General features: G+C 43.1%; 23 protein-coding genes. 16 read left to right on the plus strand and 7 right to left on the minus strand.

The window, feature by feature from the left end; all coding sequences use genetic code 11:
* Positions 1–394: 394 nt before the first annotated feature.
* From L3V35_RS06590 to L3V35_RS06600, 3 genes are all read right to left on the minus strand, one after another.
* Positions 395–2,119: an ATP-binding protein gene (locus L3V35_RS06590; protein WP_146454314.1), complete on the minus strand. Its 1,725-nt coding sequence runs from the start codon at positions 2,117–2,119 to the stop codon at positions 395–397.
* Positions 2,119–3,303 carry an FIST N-terminal domain-containing protein gene (locus tag L3V35_RS06595; RefSeq protein ID WP_171329791.1) on the minus strand — a complete coding sequence of 395 codons (1,185 nt, stop codon included), beginning with the start codon at positions 3,301–3,303 and terminating at the stop codon, positions 2,119–2,121. Before L3V35_RS06595 ends, L3V35_RS06590 begins: the two co-directional genes overlap by 1 nt.
* 115 nt (positions 3,304–3,418) lie before the next feature.
* The gene (locus tag L3V35_RS06600; RefSeq protein ID WP_017080464.1) at positions 3,419–3,784 is read right to left on the minus strand and encodes a hypothetical protein; all 366 of its coding nucleotides are present in this window, start codon (positions 3,782–3,784) and stop codon (positions 3,419–3,421) included.
* A gap of 252 nt (positions 3,785–4,036) precedes the next feature.
* Here L3V35_RS06600 and ccoN point away from each other — a divergent pair, with 252 nt between their 5' ends.
* The 10 genes from ccoN to uspE all read left to right on the plus strand — a co-directional run bounded on the left by ccoN (position 4,037) and on the right by uspE (position 13,038).
* A complete protein-coding gene (ccoN, locus tag L3V35_RS06605) occupies positions 4,037–5,470 on the plus strand; it encodes a cytochrome-c oxidase, cbb3-type subunit I (protein WP_102437077.1) in 1,434 nt (477 codons plus the stop codon).
* 11 nt (positions 5,471–5,481) lie between these two features.
* Complete coding sequence (gene ccoO / locus L3V35_RS06610; protein WP_004733677.1) at positions 5,482–6,102, plus strand: cytochrome-c oxidase, cbb3-type subunit II; 621 nt, start codon at positions 5,482–5,484, stop codon at positions 6,100–6,102.
* 9 nt (positions 6,103–6,111) lie between these two features.
* A complete protein-coding gene (locus tag L3V35_RS06615; protein ID WP_004733679.1) occupies positions 6,112–6,285 on the plus strand; it encodes a CcoQ/FixQ family Cbb3-type cytochrome c oxidase assembly chaperone in 174 nt (57 codons plus the stop codon).
* Positions 6,285–7,259 (plus strand): cytochrome-c oxidase, cbb3-type subunit III, encoded by a 975-nt coding sequence (gene ccoP, locus L3V35_RS06620; protein WP_004733681.1) that lies wholly within the window; start codon positions 6,285–6,287, stop codon positions 7,257–7,259. Before L3V35_RS06615 ends, ccoP begins: the two co-directional genes overlap by 1 nt.
* Positions 7,260–7,367: 108 nt before the next feature.
* Positions 7,368–7,847, plus strand: coding sequence for a FixH family protein (locus tag L3V35_RS06625; RefSeq protein WP_017074288.1), 480 nt, complete (start codon positions 7,368–7,370; stop codon positions 7,845–7,847).
* Positions 7,848–7,852: 5 nt separating this feature from the next.
* Positions 7,853–10,225 carry a heavy metal translocating P-type ATPase metal-binding domain-containing protein gene (locus tag L3V35_RS06630; protein ID WP_237298982.1) on the plus strand — a complete coding sequence of 791 codons (2,373 nt, stop codon included), beginning with the start codon at positions 7,853–7,855 and terminating at the stop codon, positions 10,223–10,225.
* Positions 10,225–10,461 (plus strand): cbb3-type cytochrome oxidase assembly protein CcoS, encoded by a 237-nt coding sequence (gene ccoS / locus L3V35_RS06635; protein ID WP_054547726.1) that lies wholly within the window; start codon positions 10,225–10,227, stop codon positions 10,459–10,461. Before L3V35_RS06630 ends, ccoS begins: the two co-directional genes overlap by 1 nt.
* Positions 10,451–11,125 (plus strand): sulfite exporter TauE/SafE family protein, encoded by a 675-nt coding sequence (locus L3V35_RS06640; protein WP_054547727.1) that lies wholly within the window; start codon positions 10,451–10,453, stop codon positions 11,123–11,125. Before ccoS ends, L3V35_RS06640 begins: the two co-directional genes overlap by 11 nt.
* Positions 11,126–11,211: 86 nt before the next feature.
* A complete protein-coding gene (locus L3V35_RS06645) occupies positions 11,212–11,958 on the plus strand; it encodes an FNR family transcription factor (protein WP_004733691.1) in 747 nt (248 codons plus the stop codon).
* A gap of 132 nt (positions 11,959–12,090) precedes the next feature.
* Positions 12,091–13,038: a universal stress protein UspE gene (gene uspE, locus L3V35_RS06650; RefSeq protein WP_004733693.1), complete on the plus strand. Its 948-nt coding sequence runs from the start codon at positions 12,091–12,093 to the stop codon at positions 13,036–13,038.
* 100 nt (positions 13,039–13,138) lie between these two features.
* Here the strand turns inward: uspE and ttcA are convergent, their stop codons facing one another.
* The 4 genes from ttcA to L3V35_RS06670 all read right to left on the minus strand — a co-directional run bounded on the left by ttcA (position 13,139) and on the right by L3V35_RS06670 (position 16,844).
* On the minus strand, positions 13,139–14,032 hold the full coding sequence (gene ttcA, locus L3V35_RS06655; protein WP_054547728.1) for a tRNA 2-thiocytidine(32) synthetase TtcA: 894 nt from the start codon (positions 14,030–14,032) through the stop codon (positions 13,139–13,141).
* 348 nt (positions 14,033–14,380) lie between these two features.
* The gene (locus tag L3V35_RS06660) at positions 14,381–15,031 is read right to left on the minus strand and encodes a DUF2987 domain-containing protein (RefSeq protein WP_237298984.1); all 651 of its coding nucleotides are present in this window, start codon (positions 15,029–15,031) and stop codon (positions 14,381–14,383) included.
* Positions 15,032–15,154: 123 nt separating this feature from the next.
* Positions 15,155–16,003, minus strand: coding sequence for a glucosaminidase domain-containing protein (locus L3V35_RS06665; protein WP_237298986.1), 849 nt, complete (start codon positions 16,001–16,003; stop codon positions 15,155–15,157).
* On the minus strand, positions 15,996–16,844 hold the full coding sequence (locus tag L3V35_RS06670) for a hypothetical protein (protein WP_237290415.1): 849 nt from the start codon (positions 16,842–16,844) through the stop codon (positions 15,996–15,998). The genes L3V35_RS06665 and L3V35_RS06670 overlap by 8 nt, the downstream gene beginning before the upstream one ends.
* Before the next feature lie 329 nt (positions 16,845–17,173).
* On the opposite strand from L3V35_RS06670, the gene potA reads away from it, so the two are divergent.
* From potA to L3V35_RS06700, 6 genes are all read left to right on the plus strand, one after another.
* Positions 17,174–18,289, plus strand: a complete 1,116-nt coding sequence (potA, locus tag L3V35_RS06675; RefSeq protein ID WP_017077234.1) for a spermidine/putrescine ABC transporter ATP-binding protein PotA — start codon at positions 17,174–17,176, stop codon at positions 18,287–18,289.
* Positions 18,273–19,130 (plus strand): spermidine/putrescine ABC transporter permease PotB, encoded by an 858-nt coding sequence (gene potB, locus L3V35_RS06680; protein ID WP_017107109.1) that lies wholly within the window; start codon positions 18,273–18,275, stop codon positions 19,128–19,130. Before potA ends, potB begins: the two co-directional genes overlap by 17 nt.
* A complete protein-coding gene (potC, locus tag L3V35_RS06685; RefSeq protein WP_004733706.1) occupies positions 19,130–19,900 on the plus strand; it encodes a spermidine/putrescine ABC transporter permease PotC in 771 nt (256 codons plus the stop codon). Before potB ends, potC begins: the two co-directional genes overlap by 1 nt.
* Positions 19,901–20,037: 137 nt before the next feature.
* Positions 20,038–21,072: an extracellular solute-binding protein gene (locus L3V35_RS06690; protein WP_009846723.1), complete on the plus strand. Its 1,035-nt coding sequence runs from the start codon at positions 20,038–20,040 to the stop codon at positions 21,070–21,072.
* A 227-nt stretch (positions 21,073–21,299) separates the two neighbouring features.
* On the plus strand, positions 21,300–22,337 hold the full coding sequence (locus L3V35_RS06695) for an extracellular solute-binding protein (protein ID WP_054547732.1): 1,038 nt from the start codon (positions 21,300–21,302) through the stop codon (positions 22,335–22,337).
* 84 nt (positions 22,338–22,421) lie between these two features.
* Complete coding sequence (locus tag L3V35_RS06700; protein WP_237298988.1) at positions 22,422–23,219, plus strand: GGDEF domain-containing protein; 798 nt, start codon at positions 22,422–22,424, stop codon at positions 23,217–23,219.
* The last annotated feature ends 9 nt before the right edge of the window (positions 23,220–23,228 follow it).

Below are 23,228 nucleotides of genomic sequence, written 5' to 3' on the forward strand. Positions count from 1 at the left end.
GTCGGATATGACGCGCAGACAGATTCAAAATGATAGCAGCGTCAACTTGGCGTAGTCGTTTTTCACGTACGTCAGTAAGCACCTTGAATCGATGAATATCTTTTTCACTCATAGTAATAAGCATCCGAATAACTCCTAAGCAGACCAATATAGGTAAGCTTAGGAGGACATTTTAAAATGGCTCAAACCGGACATTACTAAATTGCTCTAACACCGTCGGTGCGTATTATGTATATTATGTTAAATTGAGTTTGGTGTTTATAAGGCAGGTATCTTTGTGTGATGCCCTGCCTCTTGTTTATCTACCAAATTGGCGTTCTATTTAACAGTAAGGCTATTTACCATAAAATACCTAATAAACATATATCCTAATCTTCGATTAAGAATACGTTTATTAGATTTCAAGCATTAATCGATCGATAGCCTCTGTGATCTCTTTGGTTCTTACTGGTTTGGTGACGAAATCATTCATGCCTACATCTAAGCACGAATATTTATCTTCTAGTGATGTGTGTGCTGTTAGCGCGACGATTGGCGTTTTGATGTTCGCGTCTCTCATGTATTTAGTTGTCGTTAGGCCATCCATTACTGGCATCGACACATCCATCAAGATAATATCTATCGAGTCGTTTCCTCTTTCAACAAATCCAATTGCTTCTTCACCGTTACTTGCGATAAAAACTTCGTGGCCTTGTCGCGTTAGAATCAATTTAATCACCATTTGATTTGTAGGATTGTCTTCGACAACTAAAACTGAATAGCGACTTCTGAGTTCTCTTGAAGATTTGTCCTCTTCACTGTGAGCTAGATTGTTCGTGACTCTGGTAAGTACTGGTAACTGCACTTCGAATTTAGAACCTTTTCCGGGTTCACTCTCTACAGATATGCGTCCTCGCATCAGTTCTACCAGTCGCTTGGTTATCGCAAGGCCTAAACCGGTACCACCAAATCTGCGTGTGATTGTACTATCAGCTTGCACGAATGGGCTGAATAGCGACGAAAGTTGTTGTGAGCTAATGCCAATCCCGGTGTCTTCTACTGTTATATAGAATGAGCTCTGCAGGTATTTGATCGAAACATGGACATGCCCACGCTCAGTGAACTTAATCGCGTTACCGATCAAATTAAATAGGATTTGTGCCAAGCGACTTGGGTCGATGTAATGAAGTTCACCTTCAGGGATATCGCTGGATATTGTTAACGCCAAACCTTTATTGTCTGCTGTCTTCTTTTGTTCAGACAATACAAAAGTTACAGTGTCTCTTACGTTGCTCCATTGAGGTGCTAGTGAGAAACATCCAGATTCAATCTTAGAAAAATCCAATACGTCACTGATAATTGCCAATAAAAGCTCAGATGATGTGCTCATATTAAGCAGTATAGACTGTTGCTCTTCGTTCAGTGATGTGGATTTTAGGGCGTCTATCAAGCCAATGATGGCATTTAGCGGTGTTCTTAATTCATGACTCATCATTGCGAGGAATTCAGACTTGGCCTTGTTGGCTCTTTCTGCGTCTTTTCTTGCGGTGACAAGCTCTGCTGTACGTTCTCGAACGGTTGCTTCAAGCTTTTCTTTGTTTTCAATATCGAAAACAGCACGCTCAATTAGTGGTCTAAAGCGGTTTAGGGTTGCTTTGGTTTCAACACTAAAGTGCTTGGTATTGGAGTGGATAAAGATGATGACGGATTGTGTTAGTCCGCTATCGATACCAGTAATTAGAACAGAGTTGATTTGATCGAGGATAATGGGATGTAAGGAATTGAATTCACCCAGAGACTTGGGTTCAAAAAGGATGGCGCATTCTCCATTGATCACTCGAGATAGCTTGCCACAATCACTCCAATTCATTTGTTCGAAGACTTTGTTATTGGTTAGAAGGGTTTTGAAATTACCTTCGTTCCCTACCCTAGATATTACGATAAAGTCATCAAACTTAATGTATTTTTTGAGCACAAATTCAAGACTATAAAATATCTCAGATATGTTACTTGCCTTACTGATCGCAGAGATGGTTGATAAGATCACCCTGTTCTCTTCAGCCAGTTTTCGCTCACGGGCTTTTAGTTTTTGCAGTTCAATACGAGCTTCTTGCAGCGCTTCTTGACCTTCAGAGCCCATTATTTTTTCAACCTATAAAACGTTGCAGACGATACCATTAAATTTCCGTGCGCACTCTCACCGCCAGATAACCTTCCTTGTTCACCAAAGGTGAATGGGCATATGTATGGGAGTCCGTTAAGTGCTTGATTTATTTGATCGCATACTTCGTCCATATCTTGCTTAAGGTTCAACATTGGACCTGCGCAGAAGATATTGATCGCACCTAGTTTCTCTTCTAAATCCATGTCGTTGTAGTAAGAAGAGTGAATAATATTAGCGGCACGGCTTATCAATTGCTGTTTAGATCCCTGCATCAAATAAATGGTGTCGCCTTCATTGATGTCTGTGAATAGCTCGATTCCATTGCACTCTGTTTCTCTGATTGAGTGGGACAATTTGAAATATGGGTAGTCGTATGAAGAGCCAACTTTTCGCCCTAGCGGATACACGGACGACTTTTCGAATATATAGCCATCATCACTACCACCTAGATGGAAATTGGTCCATTCGTTATAAACGGTGACGGCTGGTCTATGGTCAATCTCCAACAATATTCGGTTTCTTACTTTAGTCACGGTCCCAGAATAGCGAGTGGGCGTATGGCCTGCACTAAAAGACGAATAGATGGACTGAGAAGCAAATACCACAGTTAAAGATACGCCATTGATAGAGAGTGACTCTTCGGTAAATATACTCCAGTTTCCAGAAACCTGATTGTCCGCCGCGCTGCCACCAATAACAGGTACCTCAGTACCAAACTTCTTATCGATAGCCGCCATGACCTTCTCTTCATTGCCAGGAGTGGAATGCAGTAAGATAAGATCAGGGATTTCACCTTCTCGGTTGGCGTTCTTAAGTGCTTTATCGATGGCGCTGAAGGTGCTTTGGTTTATGGAGTCGCTAAAGTGCTCGATACCCGTACCATAGGCGTTGATCCCAGAGTCATAGATGATGAGTACGCCTATCACTGGGCCAGAGTGGAACCCAGTTTCGGTCATAATGCCGTGACAAGTGGTGCAGCCATGTATTGGGGTGTTAGGGAGAGCATCTACGAAATATCTCTGCACAGCGAGTGTTGAGTACTCTTCTGTGCAGTAGCAAATAAGACAGGCAATATCTTCAGGGTTTTCTACCCCATTGAGCAACTCATCTACTGCGATTTTATCGTCTAGGGAATAAGAGACTTTTGATAGAAATTTCATAGATTCCGGGAAACTTTATTAATGTCCTCTTTATAACACTTTAATGCATGGTGTTTCACTGATTTGGTACATATTTCTATCAAAAGAACCGAGGCGTGACTCAGTTTACCCTCTATTACTCTTTAGAAAGGTTTACGGAAAACGTGCTTATCTGTTGTGGAAATGTAACTGTTATTGAGGAGGTCTTATCATTAGTTTGTAACAGCCAATTCGATGGCCCTTTTTCTTCTAGAATTCCACTCTCATTGTAGCTAATGATAAATTTGCCAGTTTTAGATGTTTCGATTGAATACCCTGATCTATCGCCCGAAATTAAAACATTATGATTATCAATACCAAATTCACACGGTTTTGAAATTATACAGCTTACTGTTTCGTGATTATCGTATGTTACTGTTCTCCAAGTAAATGCCGCTATTAAAATAACCAACATGACGATAATTTGAACAAGCCTGCCTTTTGTTAGCTTTTGTGCCGCCATTATAATCTTTACTCCTTGTTACAAAGTTCAAAGTTTTTAAATAAAAATCCAATTCCAGACCAAGCGTAAGGTTACTACTCTGTCATTGATTTGTTAATTCAAGTATAGTGTCGCGTTGAAAATGCCACTTTTTTTTAAAATCAGCAAGTGGAAATAAAGCCCTGAATAGGCTGAATTTCCTTTTCTAATTTGGGTGGCATTACGACGTGAGTCGTGTTGGAAGTAAAGTGTAGTAAATAAGAAATTGGAAGCATGCAAATGAGCCAAGAAAAGCAGCTTGAACAAAACTACAACTATACGGTCGTCCGTCAATTTACCCTCGTTACAATTTTGTGGGGTATTGTCGGTATGGGCGTTGGTGTTTTGATTGCCGCTCAATTAGTTTGGCCACAGCTAAACTTTGATACGCCGTGGCTGACGTACAGTCGTTTACGTCCCCTGCATACTAATGCGGTTATTTTTGCGTTCGGTACAAGTGCGCTGTTTGCAACATCATATTATGTTGTACAACGTACCTGTCAGACGCGTCTCTTTGGTGGCCCTCTCGTAGCCTTTACCTTTTGGGGTTGGCAAGCGATTATCCTGTCCGCTGCAATTACTTTACCGTTAGGTCTAACCTCTGGTAAAGAATACGCAGAACTTGAATGGCCAATCGATATTGCTATTACTCTTGTGTGGGTAGCTTATGCGGTCGTGTTCTTCGGAACTATGATTAAGCGTAAGACATCGCACATTTATGTAGCTAACTGGTTCTTCGGAGCCTTCATCATCACGGTTGCCGTGTTGCACATCGTTAACAGCCTAGCTGTTCCTGTATCTGCGTTTAAATCGTACTCGATTTATTCCGGAGCGATCGATGCAATGGTGCAATGGTGGTACGGACACAATGCGGTAGGCTTCCTATTGACAGCTGGTTTCCTAGGTATGATGTATTACTTCGTTCCTAAACAAGCTGGTCGCCCTGTTTACTCTTACCGTTTGTCGATTGTTCACTTCTGGGCTCTTGTGTCACTGTATATCTGGGCTGGTCCTCACCACCTACACTACACTGCACTTCCAGACTGGACTCAGTCTCTAGGTATGGTTATGTCTTTGGTTCTGTTTGCTCCATCTTGGGGTGGCATGATCAACGGTATTATGACTCTATCTGGTGCGTGGCATAAGCTACGTTACGACCCAATTCTACGTTTCCTAATCGTTTCTCTATCATTCTACGGCATGTCGACTTTCGAAGGCCCTATGATGGCAATTAAAACGGTTAACGCACTATCTCACTACACGGACTGGACTATCGGTCACGTTCACTCTGGTGCGTTAGGTTGGGTTGCTATGGTTTCTATCGGTTCGGTTTACCACCTAGTTCCAAAACTATTTGGTCAAGAGCGTATGTACTCTGTATCCCTAATCAATGTTCACTTCTGGTTAGCAACGATTGGTACGGTTTTCTACATTGTTGCAATGTGGATTTCTGGTGTGATGCAAGGTCTGATGTGGCGTGCAGTTAACTCTGACGGTACATTGACTTACAGCTTCGTAGAGTCTGTAGAAGCTTCTTACCCGTTCTACTTTGTACGTTTCTTAGGTGGTCTTATCTTCCTATCTGGTATGTTCTTACTGGCATACAACACGTACAAAACTGTTTCTGCACCTAAAGATAGCCTTAAAGCTATCCCTCAACCGGCTTAAGGAGATTTAGAATGAGCTCAAATTCAAATAATCGCCATGAGTTGGTCGAGAAAAACGTTGGTCTACTCGCGATCTTAATTGTTATCGCAATCAGCTTTGGTGCTTTAGTCGAAATCACCCCGCTTATTTTCCAAAAGCAAACGACTGAACCTGTAGAAAACCTACGTGTTTACTCTGCTCTGGAAATGGAAGGTCGTGATATTTACATTCGTGAAGGTTGTAACGTATGTCACAGCCAAATGATTCGTCCTTTCCGCTCTGAAACTGAACGTTACGGTCACTACTCTGTAGCTGGCGAAAGTGTTTGGGAACATCCATTCCTATGGGGTTCTAAGCGTACTGGCCCAGATCTAGCGCGTGTTGGTGATCGTTACTCTGATGAGTGGCACCGTGTTCACCTTCTCGACCCTCGCGAACTTGTTCCTGAATCAAACATGCCTGGTTTCCCATGGCTTGCTGAGAATGTACTTGATGGCAAATTGACTAAGCAGAAGCTTGAAATCTTCCGTAATCAATTTGGTGTTCCTTACACAGACGAACAAATTGCTAACGCTAAACAAGATGTTGAAGGAAAAACAGAGATGGATGCAATCATCGCTTACCTTCAATCGCTTGGCCACGCAATGAAATAAGGAATAATTATGGACATTATTACATTTCAAAGTGTTTGGACTGTTACTGTTTTTGCTTGTTTCATCGGCATCGTTTGGTGGGCTTTCGGTAAAAATCGTAAGTCGCGCTTCGACGAAGATGCAAACCTAGTGTTCGCTGATGAAGCACCTGCGAAAGATAAAAATCAAGGAGTGACGAAGTAATGAGTACATTCTGGAGTATTTGGGTAACAGTCATCACAATCGGTACGCTGATTGGCTGTGCAGCCTTACTTCGTTGGTGTTCCAACGATAAAACAGGTGTAGAAGAAGGTCATGACATGGGCCATGAATACGATGGTATTCGTGAGCTTAATAACCCACTACCTAAATGGTGGACATACCTTTTCGTTAGCACAATTGTGTTTGCAGCTGTTTATCTTGCTCTATACCCGGGCCTTGGCAACTTTAAAGGTCTACTAGGTTGGACGAGTTCAAACCAAACAGTTCGTAGCGTAGAAGAGTCTCGCTCTGCAATCGCTGCAGCTCAAGCTAACAAACAGTTAGATGAGTACGCAAAAGAGCTTGATGACGCGAACACTTACTTTGGCGAAGCATTTAAGAAGCTAGCTCATGATGAGAACGGTCTTCGTTCTGTTCCTGACATTGCATCAGATGCTGACGCAATCAAAGTTGGTCAACGCTTGTTCCTGCAAAACTGTTCTCAGTGTCATGGTTCTGATGCTCGTGGTCAAAAGGGCTTCCCTAACTTGACTGACGATGCATGGCTATATGGCGGTGAACCACAAGCGATCGTTACTACCATCATGCATGGTCGTGTCGGTCAAATGCCAGCGTGGAAAGACGCACTTGGCGAAGAAGGCGTTAAAGAAGTGGTTAGCTACACTCTTAGCCTTTCTGGTCGTAGCGTGAACGTACGTGAAGCAGAAGCTGGTAAAGCACGTTTCGTAGTGTGTGCTGCGTGTCATGGTACAGATGGTAAGGGTAACCCTGCTGTTGGTGCTCCTGACCTAACAGACCGCGATTGGTTGTTTGGCGATTCTCGTGCTGATGTAACTGAAACAGTAATGAACGGTCGTTCTGGTGTAATGCCGGCTTGGAAGGATATCCTCGGTGAGGATAAGGTACAGCTCGTCGCTGCCTACGTCTGGAGCCTCAGCAACTCAGATAAAGAGTAACATAATAATAACAGCCCCTTCTTAAGGGGCTGTCTTTCTTTTACAGTTATAACCTTAAGTGTTTGTAAAAATTAGTTTTATTTCATTAGATATATTGAGAATAATAATATGGTACAACCTTGGTATAAGCAGTTTTGGCCGTGGTTTTTGATCTTCCTAACCGTTGGCGTTTCTATGCTAACATTGGTTCGAGTCGCGATACTTACCAACCATTCAGTTAACGTTGTCACTGAAGATTACTATAAAAAAGGTAAAGGTATTAATGTCGACATTTCAAAAGTAAACGTTGCCAAAGAGCTTGGCCTATCAGCTTCAGTTAGCGAGAAAGGTAACTCAGTTATCATTACCCTAGACAAAGGCAAGCTAGACCACTTCCCTGCTATTAGCGCAATGTTCGTGCACCGAACGCTCCCTGACCGTGATTTTACTCAGCTACTGACCGCTGATGCGAGCGGCAACTACACGTTGACTCTGGACCATGAAATGCAAGGTCCATGGTTTATCGAGCTTTCTCCGCATGATTCTGAATGGTTAGTGCAAGGTCGCATGAACTTTCCAATTGATACTCCTACTCAACTAACGAACTAAAGCTTATGTGTGAATCCTGTTATCACTGCGGTGAAGATGTACCAGCGGAAACGGATTTTAAAGTAGAAATCTTAGGATCGGTTCGACCGATGTGTTGTCCAGGTTGCGAAACCGTAGCCCAGACAATCGTTGATAGCGGTTTGGTCTCTTATTACCAATATCGTACCGCTCCGGCTGAAAAAGCGGATCTAATACCAGAGCAACTTCTGGCACTCAGTCATTACGACAACGAAGATGTTCAATTGGAGTTCGTCCGTAACTCTGAAAATACATCTGAAGTGACATTGTCACTCGAAAGTGTCTCTTGTGCTGCTTGTGCATGGCTTATTGAAAAGCAAGTCTCTTCAAAGTTAGGGGTTGTTAGCATTCGTGTTAATACCACGACTAACCGCGCCCTGCTCAGCTGGGACAACACTCAGGCTAAACTGAGCGAGCTGTTGTCTGCAATCCATACCCTAGGCTACAAAGCAGCACCATTCGAGGCTGATCAACAAGAAGCCGCCTATCATCGTTCGATGAAGAATTATCTCTATCGTCTTGGTATTGCTGGTTTAGCGACCATGCAAGTCATGATGTTAGCTGTAGCGCTCTACCTCGAAGTGTTTGGCAGCCTTGAACCTGAATTCAAAAGTTACTTCCGTTGGGTAAGTTTGATCTTCGCGACACCTGTTCTCCTATACTCTGCGTTACCTTTCTATATTAATGCGTGGCGCAGTATTAAAGGCCGAACATTGGGTATGGATGTACCCGTTTCGATCGCTCTGCTATTTGCTTACGTTGCGAGTTTAGTGGCAACAGTGACAGAGCAAGGTGAAGTGTTCTTTGAATCTATCTCGATGTTCACCTTCTTCTTGTTGCTTGGTCGTTTCCTTGAGATGCGCGCGCGTCGTAAAGCGGCAGCAGCTAGCGGTAACCTGCTTAAGCTCGTTCCTGCGATGGCGACAACGCTAGACGGTGAGCAAGTTCCGGTAAAAACCTTAAAAGTTGGCGACCAGATTCGCGTTCTTCCGGGTGAACATATTCCCGCAGATGGCAAAGTATTGTCTGGCAGAATTCATATCGATGAATCCATGCTGACTGGCGAATCTATCCATGTGGTTAAGAATGAAGGTGATACGGTCTTTGCTGGCACATTGAATGGTGATGAATCGTTTGAATTGGAAGTGATGACCTCTAAAGCGGATTCGGTGATTTCTAATATCGTTCGCCTTCAAGATGAAGCTCAATTGTCTAAACCCCGAATTGCTGAAATCGCCGATGTGGTGGCTCGATACTTTGTCGCGGTTATCTTAATCATTTCATTCGGGACTTGGTTCTACTGGCATCAAACACGACCAGAAGACGCTTTCTGGATCATGCTTTCAGTATTAGTAGCGACCTGCCCTTGCGCTCTGTCTCTTGCGACGCCGACGGCGATTACGTGTTCAACATCTCGTATGGGTAACTTTGGTATTTTGCTGCGCAAAGGCCACGTATTTGAAACGCTTTGCAAAGTGAATCACTTGATCATTGATAAGACGGGAACCTTAACTGAAGGTGATATTCGTATCAGCCAAGTTGAAACTTTTGCAAATCTCGATAAAGACACTTGTTTACAAATAGCAGCTAGTCTCGAACAACACGCTAACCACCCTATTGCCAAAGCGTTCAAAGCCTTCATTGCAGATGATGTTGAAGTTGAATCTGTTAACAACGTGATTGGCTCAGGCATCACTGGTGAATGGAACGGACAGAAAGTTGCGATTGGCAGTAGCGAGTTTATTCTAGGTGAATCTCAACCATCGGAAAGTAATGGTATTTATTTATCAATGTCTGATCGTCATATCGCAACATTTACATATGAAGATCCGATTCGTAAAGAAAGTATCGAGTTTATCCAGAAATTCAAAGAAGCGGGAATCAAAACTACTCTGCTCACTGGCGATTCCTTTATCAACGCGAAGCCTGTTGCGGAAGAAATTGGTATTACTGACATTGTTGCTAATGCAAAACCTGAAGATAAATTGGCTTACCTAAACTCTAGAGACGCAAATGACATCACCATGATGGTTGGCGACGGCATCAACGACGCCCCTATTCTTGCTGGTGCTCACCTTTCAGTTGCGATGGGCGGTGGTACGGATGTGGCGAAAGCCTCAGCCGACATGGTCCTCTTAGGGGATAAACTCGATAGATTACTTAAGTCACGTACATTAGCGCTTAAAACGCGTAAGATAATCCGTGAAAATTTAGCGTGGTCGTTGGGATACAACTTACTTATCCTTCCACTGGCTGTCGCCGGTTTGGTTGCTCCGTACATTGCCGTTGTCGGCATGTCTGCTAGCTCTATTATTGTAGTATCTAACTCGTTAAGGCTTTTAAAAGAGCAAGGTAAATAATGGAAAGTTTATACATACTCATTCCAATTGCGATCGTACTTGTATGTATCGCGGTTGGAATCTTTCTATGGGCAGTGAAGAGCGAGCAGTTTGAAGACCTTGAGCGTCAAGGCCACAACATTCTGTTTGATGAAGATACTAATGTTCATCATCATTCTGATAGTAAACCTGTCAAGAATGATAAAGCTAACGTAGAAAGCCAAACTAACTTAGACAAAAAGAACGATGACGCCTGATTGGATTGGCGCTTTTGTTGTTGGATTGATCGGCGCAGGCCATTGCATGGGAATGTGTGGTGGTATTGCGTCGCTTCTTTCGATTGGCAACAGTAAACCTTCCCCTGTCATTCCCCTGTTTTATAACTTAGGGCGCTTGCTAAGCTATGCTGTGATTGGTGGTGTGATTGGTGGTGCAATCTCTTCGATAGGTCAGCTGAGCGATTTTAATGCTCTGCTGGGCTGGCTGCGTTTGTTTGCTGCTGGTTTTATGATCGTCTTAGGTTTGTATATTGGTAAATGGTGGTTTGGCTTGTTGTTCTTTGAAAAAGTTGGACAGAAGCTATGGCGTTATATCTCTCCTTTAGGCAAATCATTTCTACCATTAAAGCACCCTAGCCATGCTTTACCTTTTGGTTTTATCTGGGGTTGGCTTCCATGTGGTCTTGTTTACTCAATGCTAACGTGGGCGGCAGTGTCAGGAAGTTGGTATAACGGAGCGGGTATCATGCTTGCTTTCGGTTTAGGTACTCTTCCAGCAATGCTCACGGTTGGAATGGGTGCCAATTTCCTCAAAAAACTGCAACAAGCTGACTTATTTCGCCAGTTTGGCGCAATTTTAATCCTTATTTACGGCTTCTATACCGGTTATATGGCGCTACAGCTCATTATTTATACCGCATAGCGGTGTCTTTAATCCGGTTTTTTTACTACCCTTTAGGATTAAGGAATGCTAAAATATTGACGTATATCAAATAGTGAAAGATTGTTATGATTTCTGAAAAGCCTGTGACGAAACGAGTTCAGTCTGGTGGCTGTGCGATCCACTGCCAAGATTGTAGTATTAGCCAACTCTGTATCCCATTTACTTTGAATGAATCTGAGCTAGATCAACTTGATCAGATCATTGAAAGAAAGAAACCTATTCAAAAAGGCCAAGAGCTATTTAAAGCGGGAGACGAACTTAAGTCTCTTTATGCTATTCGCTCTGGAACGATTAAAAGCTATACGATTACCGAGCAAGGTGATGAGCAGATTACTGCATTCCACTTAGCGGGCGATCTTGTTGGCTTTGACGCGATCACGGGTGACGAACACCCTAGTTTCGCTCAAGCTTTGGAAACTTCTATGGTATGTGAAATTCCATATGAGATTCTCGATGACTTATCAGGGAAAATGCCTAAATTGCGTCAGCAAATTATGCGTTTGATGAGTAATGAGATTAAAGGTGACCAGGAAATGATTCTGCTTCTTTCTAAAAAGAACGCGGAAGAGCGCCTTGCGGCATTCCTTTACAACCTTTCAACTCGCTTCTCTCAGCGTGGCTTCAGCCCTCGTGAGTTCCGCTTAACGATGACTCGTGGCGATATTGGTAACTACCTTGGTTTGACTGTTGAAACAATCAGCCGTCTGTTAGGTCGTTTCCAAAAAGCGGACATCTTGAGCGTTAAAGGTAAATACATCACTATCGAAGATCACGATGCGTTGATGGAACTTGCTGGTGTTTCAAAAGAATAGTCTAGATATCAATGATGTAGTTCAATAATGAGCTACATCATGTTTCTCTCTTAAAACCTCTTATATTTCTCTTATTCTCTCCATAACTACGCTACATTATTTATATGTTCGGTCTGAAAAGTAGGCTTAGTTATGAGTATCTATAACAAAATTTTAGTTGTCGCAGACATTAATCACGATGAGCAACCTGCTCTAGTTCGTGCTATCCAACTTGCCAAGAAAAGCACTTCAACAAGCCACATCACTTTCTTTTTGTCGATCTACGACTTCTCGTATGAAATGACATCTATGCTCTCTGTCGATGAGAGAGACGCAATGCGCAAAGGCGTAATTCATCAGCGTGAAATTTGGATGAATAAGGTTGCTGCTCCTTACCTTGATGATTCTATTGAATTTAACGTACAAGTGGTTTGGCATAATCGCCCGTATGAAGCGATCATTGCTGAGGTTTACAGTGGCGAGCATGACATTTTGATCAAAGGCACGCGTAAGCACGATACCTTAGAATCGGTCATCTTTACTCCAACCGACTGGCACCTATTAAGAAAGTGCCCTAGCCCAGTGCTGTTGGTTAAAAATGATTTCTGGCCAGAACACGCGAAGATCTACGCTTCCGTCCATGTTGGCTCTGAAACAGAAGCTCACTTAGAGCTCAATGATACGATGGTCGACAGATTACTTGAGATCACTGGTCGTTTGGATGCTGAACCGTTCTTGGTGAACGCCTACCCGGTGACACCTGCGAATATCACAATCGAATTGCCAGAGTTTGACCCAACCTCTTATACTGATGCGGTTCGTGGCCATCACTTAACCGCGATGAAAGCACTACGCCAGAAACACGGTATGTGTGAAGAGCAAACCGTGGTTGAGCAAGGCTTGCCTGAAGATGTTATTCCTCGTGTAGCGTCTGAACACAATGCGGCTATGGTTATCCTTGGTACAACTGGTCGTACTGGCTTGTCTGCCGTGTTTATCGGCAATACTGCGGAACATGTCATCGATAAGATTAACTGCGATGTACTGGCTCTTAAACCGTCAGGTTACGTTAGCCCACTCGATCCAAACCTGTCTAAATAGTTGGTTTTTTTATAATTAAAAAACGCCTCAAGCAATGCTTGAGGCGTTTTTGTTTATCTAAAGCTTACGCGATTCCAACAACAGAATCGTTTATATCGCGTTATAGGTTAGTTACATCGATGAACATTGACTCATCAATGTTTGAAGACGAGATTTCAGCTTCTTCGAATTCGTATGCTTTGCGATCTTCGCTACGATCCAGTGGAAGGTTAATGAAATCAAACAACTCACGGTCAGCCAATTGGCTTGGGCTCACGTTCTGAATTGACTTGAAGACCTTCTCAACACGGCCTGGAGTCTGTTTATCCCAATCAATTAGCATCGCTTTGATGTTTTGACGTTGCAGATTTTCTTGAGAACCACACAGGTTACACGGAATGATCGGAAACTCTTTATGCTCTGCGTATTTGATTAGGTCCGTTTCGCGACAGTAAGTCAGAGGACGGATTACAACGTTACGACCATCGTCAGAGCGAAGCTTAGGTGGCATAGCCTTAAGGCGAGCACCGTGGAACATGTTCAGGAACATAGTCTCAACAATGTCGTCTAGGTGGTGACCTAGAGCAATCTTCGTTGCGCCAATCTTCTCTGCAAACGAGTATAAAGTACCGCGACGCAGACGTGAACAAAGACCACAAGTCGTCTTACCTTCTGGCACTTTTTCTTTTACCACTGAGTACGTATCTTTATCTACGATGTAGTAAGGAATGTTCAGAGTTTCAAAGTACTCAGGAAGAATATGCTCAGGGAACCCCGGTTGTTTTTGGTCTAGGTTTACGGCAACAACATCAAATTTGATGGGTGCTGCTTCACGCAAACGTAGCAAAATGTCTAGCATCGCAAATGAATCTTTACCGCCACTAATGCACGCCATTACTACGTCATTCTCTTCGATCATGTTGTAGTCAACGATGGCATTCCCAACATTTCTTCTTAGAAGTTTTTGAAGTTTGTTGAATTCAAGTGTATCTTTTTTATTTTCGTTTTGGTTCATTGCGACTCTCACACCGTCGTATTACCGACTGTAGATTGCTAGTGGGACTGTTTTAGGGCGTGGATTATACGGATTTTTATTTCAGGTTGGAACAGCAACGACAGGATAAACAAGCCAAGCAGGAGAAAGATTCCGCCTTATCATACGATCTGTCCTCTAGCGGTGAGAAAAATATGTCGCAATAAGAGGTAAGAATCAAAGATGAAAGGCCGTCGAGATATGTGATTTGGCAAGATTTAAAGGTTTAGGTTTAAGTTTAAGGCTTTAAACGAAAACAGCCTGTTCAAAGAAGAACAGGCTGTTTCGTCAAGATCTTAAGCTGAGCAAACAGCTTCTGGCTGGTCGCTATTATTGCGCTGGTATGTAAGGCAAAACGCGAACTGTGGTTTCTGGTAACGTGATGCTGTCACTTCCATTCAGTTCGTCCAGCGTGAATTTCGCACGCCCTTCTCTGATTGGGATTTGCTTACCATTAGACAGAGCAATATTGCCTTCAAGTTTACTATCAAATTCTAGCGTCAAACCTTGAATATCAGGAGTGAACCAACTAGAGAACATGCCGCTGACGTCTTCTAGCATCGCTTGCATCTGTGGTAAAAGGTTTTCTAACTGTGCAACCTCAACCGTTCCAGCCAAAGGCTTCTGAGTCATTACGACGAGCGAATACGCACATTCTTGTTCTTGGGTTTGTACAAAGATAAGAGGGTTTGCTGAGCGTAGGTTTTTATCTACCGGTAGAAGCAGCTCATTCGCAGGAGACACTTTTAACTCTTCGTAATGCTCTTCTTTCTCCATCCAAGCTTTGCTGATGTGACAGGTTTCCTGTGCTTGTTGGTCAACAAAGAAGACCGCAACTTTGACATCATCGTGCCCTTCTTTGGTGTTGTTTTTCAGCTGAGTATAGAGTTTAGAATACGTGAACATGTATTCTTGCGCCGAAGCAGGAAGAGAAACGCCAAGGCTTAAAGTGGCTAATAGAGCGAGTACTGTCTTTTTCATTATTATAATCTTGTCGAAGTTGAGCGTTTATAAATAGAAAGAGCAGCCAATGAGCTGCTCTTTTTGTGATGTTAATTGGTGTAAGCCGACTTTCGAAGGCAACCAAGTTGGTATCAAAATGAGTTACTTTTTCCAGTATACCTTGTTGTGACGGATCATAGCTTGTAAATCAGTCACATAGTCTGAACCTCGCTCAGAATACTTTAACAAGCCGTTAGTGAGCTCTGTCGCTGTTTCGGTTGTTAAAAGGTCTTCACCTTGTGCAGCAAGTTTTGCGCGAATGGCTCTTAAATCAGCGTAAGCACGGTTGCGGTTAAGGTTCATGAAGTAACGATGCACCGATTCTTGGCTTGAAGAGAATGTTGCTACTTCATGCGAGCTACCTTCGTTACGTTGTAGCGGAACAAGTCCACAACCTTTGGTGTAACACCAGTGTCCGAAATAGTTGTTGGCTTTGGTGGCGAAACGCGATGTCCCCCAAGCCGATTCATTAGCAGCCTGTGTCAGTACCAGCGCCTCTGGCAGTACGTTGACACGGCTCAGCATCTCTGTCAGCCATGCCTGATCTAAACCTTCACTAGGTACTGGTAAGCTGTACAACTTCCCTAGCCTTTTCGCATAAGACGCGTCTTCAGAGTCAATATTGCTCAAACCAGATTCAGATAGCTTAGTTAAAAACGCGCGCTCTTTGGTGATACGTTTGTTTTCAATATTGATGCTTGGGCGAAGGAATGAAAAGAATGTGTCTTTTTTCACGTTCACATCTTCGATAGCAGCAAAATTTGGTCGATCTGAAGCCACGGTCAAATCACCAAACTCACTTGATGTATTTGAACTTTGGTCTGCCGAACGTCGGCGCTCTTCTTCTTGGTAAATGTATGGACCAACCAGTGAGATAGAACCCACGATCGCCAGTGCAGTTACCTTTAGCGCAAGTGATTTACTTGCGCTGCCTTTGACATTATTACGCATCGAACACCTGAGGGTTTTTGTTACCATCGTTACTGTTGTTGCCGTCGTTATTACTGTCGCCGTTGCTGTTGTCGTCATCACTATCAGGTCGATCTGACGCAATAACCTTCAGTTTGATACCAAACATTTCACGGTAGATGATGCCTTTCACATGAAAGAAAAACGGAAGAACGAATATCAAGCCAATGCCGTACATCATTGCTGCCACAATGAACATCAGCATAACCATTAAGTAGATAGATGCGACGACGAAGATTTTCTTATTTACCGCTCTTAGAGAAAGCAGCAGCGATTGCATTGGCGGTACTTTCTTATCACAAATCAGCAGAATTGAATTGCTGAATGCTAGTGAGAAGTAGATAGACAAAAATGGCAAAAGCATACCTGCGATGCCTTGAAGCATGAGGCTGAACAAAGTAACTAGAATGACTGGAACCGTGAACTGTAAACCTTTTCCGATATGACGCACTTTGGTTTGTAAGCCTGCGGCGTGGCTCATTGCCATTAAACAGATGCCAGCATAGATAGGCGCGCTGATTACTTCGTAGCTGAAGTTAGCAATAAAAATGGATTCAACGACCTGTGGTGTAAATGCCTCTGGGTCGATAACCGCGTCTAAGATAATCGCGGGGTCACCAAGCTGCAGTTTTAGTGCGATATAAAAGATAGCCAATTGCACGAACATCAGCGCAACAATCGCAGGGGAAAACGAAAGAAAGTGACTTATCGTATGTTTCCAAGCTTCTTGGAATACAGCCGTTGCTTTGAGCTCATAATCGCCGGAAAGTGCACGGTCGATACTACCGCCCAAATTAAAATCTTTTTCGATGTCGTTGTTCATATTGATACCTAGGTGCGCCAACTAAACGAAGCCACCTAACTTATTGATAAAAAATTGCCTTCATTATACCCATATGTCGGCTGCAAACTAAAATATGAATCTGTAACAAGGCTTGCTTTTGTGTCTTAATGGTTAATAATTAGACACTTGTTAGGGTGTGAACCCAATAAATAACAGTATGGTAAAGGATGTTTACTTTTACCTGCGAATTTTTTTATCTATGAATGGTAAAAAATGCTTTGAATTCACGTTTTTGGTGATTATGATGCGCGCCTTAAAGGTGTATAGCAACAGGTCTCAAATAGAACCAAGGTGGAGAAAAACAGACGTTGAACGCTAAAAAATCAGTAGGAAAGCCAGTCGTACAGTTAACTGGCATTAGTAAAAGTTTCGATGGTAAGGAAGTCATCGGCAATCTTGATCTAAACGTAAATCATGGTGAGTTTCTCACGATATTAGGCCCGTCCGGTTGCGGTAAAACCACGGTACTAAGGATGATTGCAGGGTTTGAAACGGCAGATAGTGGTGAAATACTATTAGCTCAACAGAATGTAACCCAAGTTCCTGCTGAACAAAGGCATGTTAACACTGTATTCCAAAGCTATGCCCTATTCCCACATATGACCGTTTTCGACAATGTGGCATTTGGTTTACGCATGCAAAAAGTGCCAAACACCGAGATTGAACCTCGTGTCATGGATGCTTTAAAAATGGTGCGCCTAGAACAAATGGCACAACGAAAGCCACACCAGCTATCCGGTGGCCAACAGCAACGTATCGCAATCGCTCGTGCTGTCGTTAATAAGCCTAAAGTTCTTTTGTTGGATGAGTCTCTCTCTGCTCTAGATTACAAACTACGTAAACAGATGCAAATCGAGCTTAAACAACTGCAACGTCAACTTGGTATCACGTTCATTTTTGTAACGCATGACCAAGAAGAAGCATTGTCCATGTCTGATCGTATTATTGTTATGCGTGATGGCGTGATTGAACAAGACGGTACACCAAGAGAAATCTACGAAGAGCCTAAGAACTTATTTGTTGCTCGTTTCATTGGTGAAATTAACGTATTCGAAGCGACAGCGAAATCTCGTCAAGATGAAAAGCGCATTGTTGCGACAATCGAAGGTGAAGAGTCAATTATCTATCATGATAAAGACGTGGCACCGGGCCAAAAACTGCAAGTACTACTTCGCCCTGAAGATCTTCGTATCGAAGAAATTAAGGAGTCGGACCAAAGCGGTATTGTCGGCCACATTGTCGAGCGAACCTACAAAGGCATGACATTAGATTCAGTCGTAGAACTTGAATCAGGTATGCGTGTCATGGTTAGCGAATTCTTCAACGAAGATGACCCTGATGTTGATCACTCACTGGGCCAAAAAGTTGCAGTAACTTGGGTTGAGAGCTGGGAAGTGGTGTTAGAAGATGAGCAAGAAGTTTAATTTACAAAACGCGATTGTTGCTTTAATCACAGGTTGGTTAGTGCTGTTCGTGATGATTCCAAACATCATGATCATCGGTACTAGCTTTCTAACTCGTGATGAAGCGAACTTGATCGAGATGACCTTCACTCTCGATAACTACTTGCGTTTGGCTGATCCGCTGTATTTTAAAGTGCTGATGCACTCTTTCTATATGGCGATTGTCGCAACCCTACTTTGTTTAATTATTGGTTACCCGTTCGCCTACATCGTGGCAAAAATGCCTGCGAAATGGCGTCCAATCATGTTGTTTCTAGTGATTGTGCCATTCTGGACGAACTCTTTGATCCGAACTTACGGACTAAAAGTGGTTTTGGGTACTCAAGGTGTGTTGAACAAAGGTTTGTTGGCGTTAGACATTATCGATAAGCCACTTCGTATCATGTATTCAGAAACGGCAGTAATGATCGGGTTAGTGTATATCCTATTGCCTTTCATGATTTTGCCGTTGTACTCAGCGATAGAAAAGCTAGACGATACTTATTTAGAAGCGGCTAAAGACTTAGGTGCGAACAAACTTCAAACACTATTGAAGGTTGTTTTACCCCTAACGATGCCAGGCATTATCGGTGGTTGTTTACTTGTATTGCTCCCTGCGCTTGGAATGTTCTACATTTCAGACTTGTTGGGCGGTGCTAAGAACCTGTTGATCGGTAACGTCATTAAGAGCCAAGTGCTTAATGCACGTGATTGGCCGTTTGGCGCCGCAACCAGTATTGCACTGACTACCGCTATGGCCGTGATGCTTTATGCCTACTACCGTGCAGGCAAGTTATTGAATAAGAAAGTGGAGCTAGACTAATGGGTCGCACAGTTAAGTTCAGCTTTATGGCGCTGGTATACGCTTTTCTATACCTACCTATTATCGTATTAATTGCCAACTCTTTTAATGCCAATAAGTTTGGTATGAAATGGGGTGGCTTTACCACCAAGTGGTATGACGCGCTGATTAACAACGATAGCCTAATGCAGGCTGCGTGGCACTCGATCAACGTCGCGGTGTTCTCAGCAACTGCCGCAACGATTGTTGGCAGCCTGACAGCAGTAGCCTTATTCCGTTACCAATTTAAAGGTAAAGGCATAGTCAATGGCATGTTGTTCATCGTGATGATGTCTCCAGATATCGTAATGGCGATTTCGCTTCTTGCGCTATTCTTAGTTATGGGGGTACAACTTGGGTTCTTTACCCTACTTGCAGCGCACATTACTTTCTGTCTGCCGTTCGTTGTTGTCACGGTTTACAGTCGCTTGAATGGCTTTGATGTGAAGATGCTAGAAGCCGCAAAAGATTTAGGTGCAAGTGAATGGACGATTCTAAAACAGATCATCCTGCCTCTTGCTAAGCCAGCGGTTGCTGCGGGTTGGTTATTGAGCTTCACTCTGTCTTTGGACGATGTGATCATCAGCTCTTTCGTAACAGGGCCAACTTACGAAATCTTGCCACTGAAGATTTACTCGATGGTTAAAGTCGGTATATCTCCAGAGGTCAACGCCCTAGCAACAGTGATGTTAGTGGTGTCGTTAATACTGGTGATTATTTCTCAGTTATTAGCGAGAGAGAAAATCAAGTAAGTCTCCTATTCTTTACTGAGACGGACTTGATAAGATTCAAGTTTAACAAAAATGTTATTCATAAACAGAATGGTAAATTGCCATTCTGTTTTTCTATCTAGTGCCTTCGGGCAACGTTTAGTTTGGAGCTAACGTCAATGAAAAAATGGGCTACTCTATTAGCTGGTAGTGCATGTGCGCTTTCAATGTTATCTGCACCATCGTTTGCAAAAGATAACAAAGAATTGGTATTCATGAACTGGGGACCTTACATCAACAGTGAGATCTTAGAACAGTTCACGGATGAGACTGGCATCAAAGTGATTTACTCGACTTACGAGTCGAATGAAACTTTGTACGCAAAATTGAAAACGCACAATAAAGGTTACGACCTTGTGGTTCCTTCAACCTACTTCGTGTCTAAAATGCGCGACGAAGGCATGCTTCAAAAGATCGACAAAACCAAGCTGAACAATTTTGCGAATCTAGATACAAACTACCTAGATAAGCCATATGATCCGAACAATGACTACTCTATTCCACACGTCGTGGCGATCACTGGCCTAGCTGTTAACACAGACATGTACGATCCAGAAGATTTCCAAAGCTGGGCTGATCTATGGAAGCCAGAGCTTGAAGGTCAGCTGATGATGATGGACGACACGCGTGAAGTGTTCCACATCGCACTGCGTAAGTTAGGTTACTCAGGTAACACGACGAACGAGAAAGAAATCGACGAAGCCTACGCTGAACTGCGCAAGCTGATGCCAAACGTTCTTGTGTTTAACTCAGATAACCCTGGCGCGCCATACATGTCTGGTGAGGTCGGTCTTGGCATGCTTTGGAACGGTTCTGCCGCTGCGGCGCAAAATGAAGGTCTGCCAATCAAACTGGTTTTCCCTAAAGAAGGCGGCATCGGTTGGGTTGATAACTTTGCTATCAGTTCTGGCGCAATCAACGTAGAAGCTGCTCATAAGATGATCGACTTCCTACTTCGCCCAGAAATCGCAGAGCAAATCTCTCGTGACACCGGTTACCTAACGGCAGTTAAAGCGTCTAATGAGAAGTTCAAAGACAGCCCTGCTCTGTTCCCGTCGCAAGAAGATCTTGACCGTGTTGAATGGCAAGCTGCGGTTGGCGATAAGACAGTGAAGTACGAAGATTACTTCATGAAGCTTAAAGCCGGTCAGTAAACGAGTTCGTTATCTCATTGCTCTGGTCAACAGAGGCTAATAAGTAACTGGTTTACTTAACAAGCCTAGTTAGGTAATCAACAAGTTAAAAATAAGAATATCAACGAATAGGCAGCTTAGGCTGCCTATTTTGTTATATCACTGCTATAATTTAGCGCGATTTTTAGAAATCCATTTACTTTGGGTTCAATACCCAGCTCCAAATCAAACAAATGAACGGAACAGTAATGAAAAAAACACTGTATACCGGCGCATTGTGTGCTGCTACTTTACTTTCTACACCCTCTTTCGCAGCTGACCAAGAACTGTATTTTTACAATTGGTCTGAATATATTCCAAATGAAGTACTAGAAGACTTCACAGAAGAGACTGGCATTAAAGTCTATTACTCAACTTATGAGTCTAACGAAAGCATGTACGCTAAGTTAAAAACTCAAGGTACGGGTTACGACTTAGTGGTTCCTTCTACTTACTTCGTTTCTAAGATGCGTAAAGAAGGCATGCTTCAAGAGCTTGATAAAACTAAGCTAAGCCACTTTGCAGATTTGGACCCAAATTACTTAGATAAGCCATTTGACCCAAACAACAACTACTCGATCCCATACATCTGGGGCGCAACGGGTATTGGTATCAACTCAGATATGCTAGACAAGTCTTCAATTAAAAACTGGGGCGATCTGTGGGATACACAGTGGGAAGGTCAACTGATGATGATGGATGACTCTCGTGAAGTTTTCCATATCGCATTGTCTAAACTGGGTTACTCTCCAAACACAACGAACCCTGAAGAAATCAAAGAAGCGTACGAAGAACTTCGTAAGCTGATGCCAAACGTATTGGTATTTAACTCAGATTTCCCTGCGAACCCTTACCTAGCGGGTGAAGTGTCTCTTGGTATGCTTTGGAATGGCTCTGCTTACATGGCACGCCAAGAAGGCGCAACGATTGACATCATCTGGCCAGAGAAAGGCGTTATCTTCTGGATGGACAGCCTAGCGATTCCAGCAGGCGCTAAGAACACTGAAGCGGCACATAAGATGATCGACTTCCTTCTTCGCCCTGAAAACGCAGCGAAAATTGCTCTAGAGATCGGTTACCCGACGCCAGTTAAAACGGCTTACCCTCTTCTTCCTAAAGAATTTGCTGAAGATAAGAACGTTTTCCCACCGCAATCAGTGATGGATAACGGCGTTTGGCAAGATGAAGTTGGCGAAGCGAGCGTTATTTATGACGAGTACTTCCAAAAACTTAAAGTAAACAACTAGATTGTTACTGATAGGTTAATAAAGCGGCGTAAGCCGCTTTATTTTTATCTACACTTTATATAGGATTGCATCAAACAATATAGAGTGCGATTTAATATGCCAGCAAACCCTATTTTATTGGTTGTGACACTGATGCTTCTCGCGTCATTCTTGATGCTTGGCCTCAGCTCGTTTATTCATATCGACTCAAATTACGACCTGTTTTTCGAAACAAACACGCTCGTGATTACCATGTATATCTACTACGTCTCTCGCCACGCCATTCGTCCCCATAAAACCCTTCGCTACGGCGCTCTGCTGCTTATTTTTAATCTATTCTATGACGTGACCACAGAGCTTAAACATCTCGACGAATGGGCAGACAGAAACGAATTGCTCGACACTTTCCTAGAAGATGGTTTATTGCAGATCGCTTTCCTACTTATCGCCTACGGCATTACGGAACTGACAACTAAGTTGAAAGATCAGGGTAAACAAGATGAGCTGACAGGTTTATACAATCGCAAGAAGTTCGACGCGATTCAGCTTAAGGAGTTCGAGTTGATCTATTTTGATTTGGATGGATTAAAGCAGGTTAATGACCGTAAAGGACATCAAGTTGGCGATCTAATGATTGTTCGCTTCTCTCAGGCTTTAAGCCAAGCGGTATTGGAAGATGAAATGGTGTTTCGAGTTGGCGGCGATGAGTTTGTCGCGACTGCACAACTTGGCCGTGGTGGCGAGTTTGTAAGCCAAGTGACGAATCTATTATATGGAGAGAACATCGGCTTCTCTTACGGTATTGAAGTAACGAGTAGAGAGAACTTTAAACAGGCGCTTGATGAGTCAGATAAAGCGATGTACGAAATGAAAAAAGCGCAGCGAACAGATCAACGAGCTTAATCACACCAT

The sequence above is a fragment of the Vibrio sp. L5-1 genome (genome assembly GCF_021728315.1).
Lineage (GTDB): Bacteria > Pseudomonadota > Gammaproteobacteria > Enterobacterales > Vibrionaceae > Vibrio > Vibrio splendidus_K.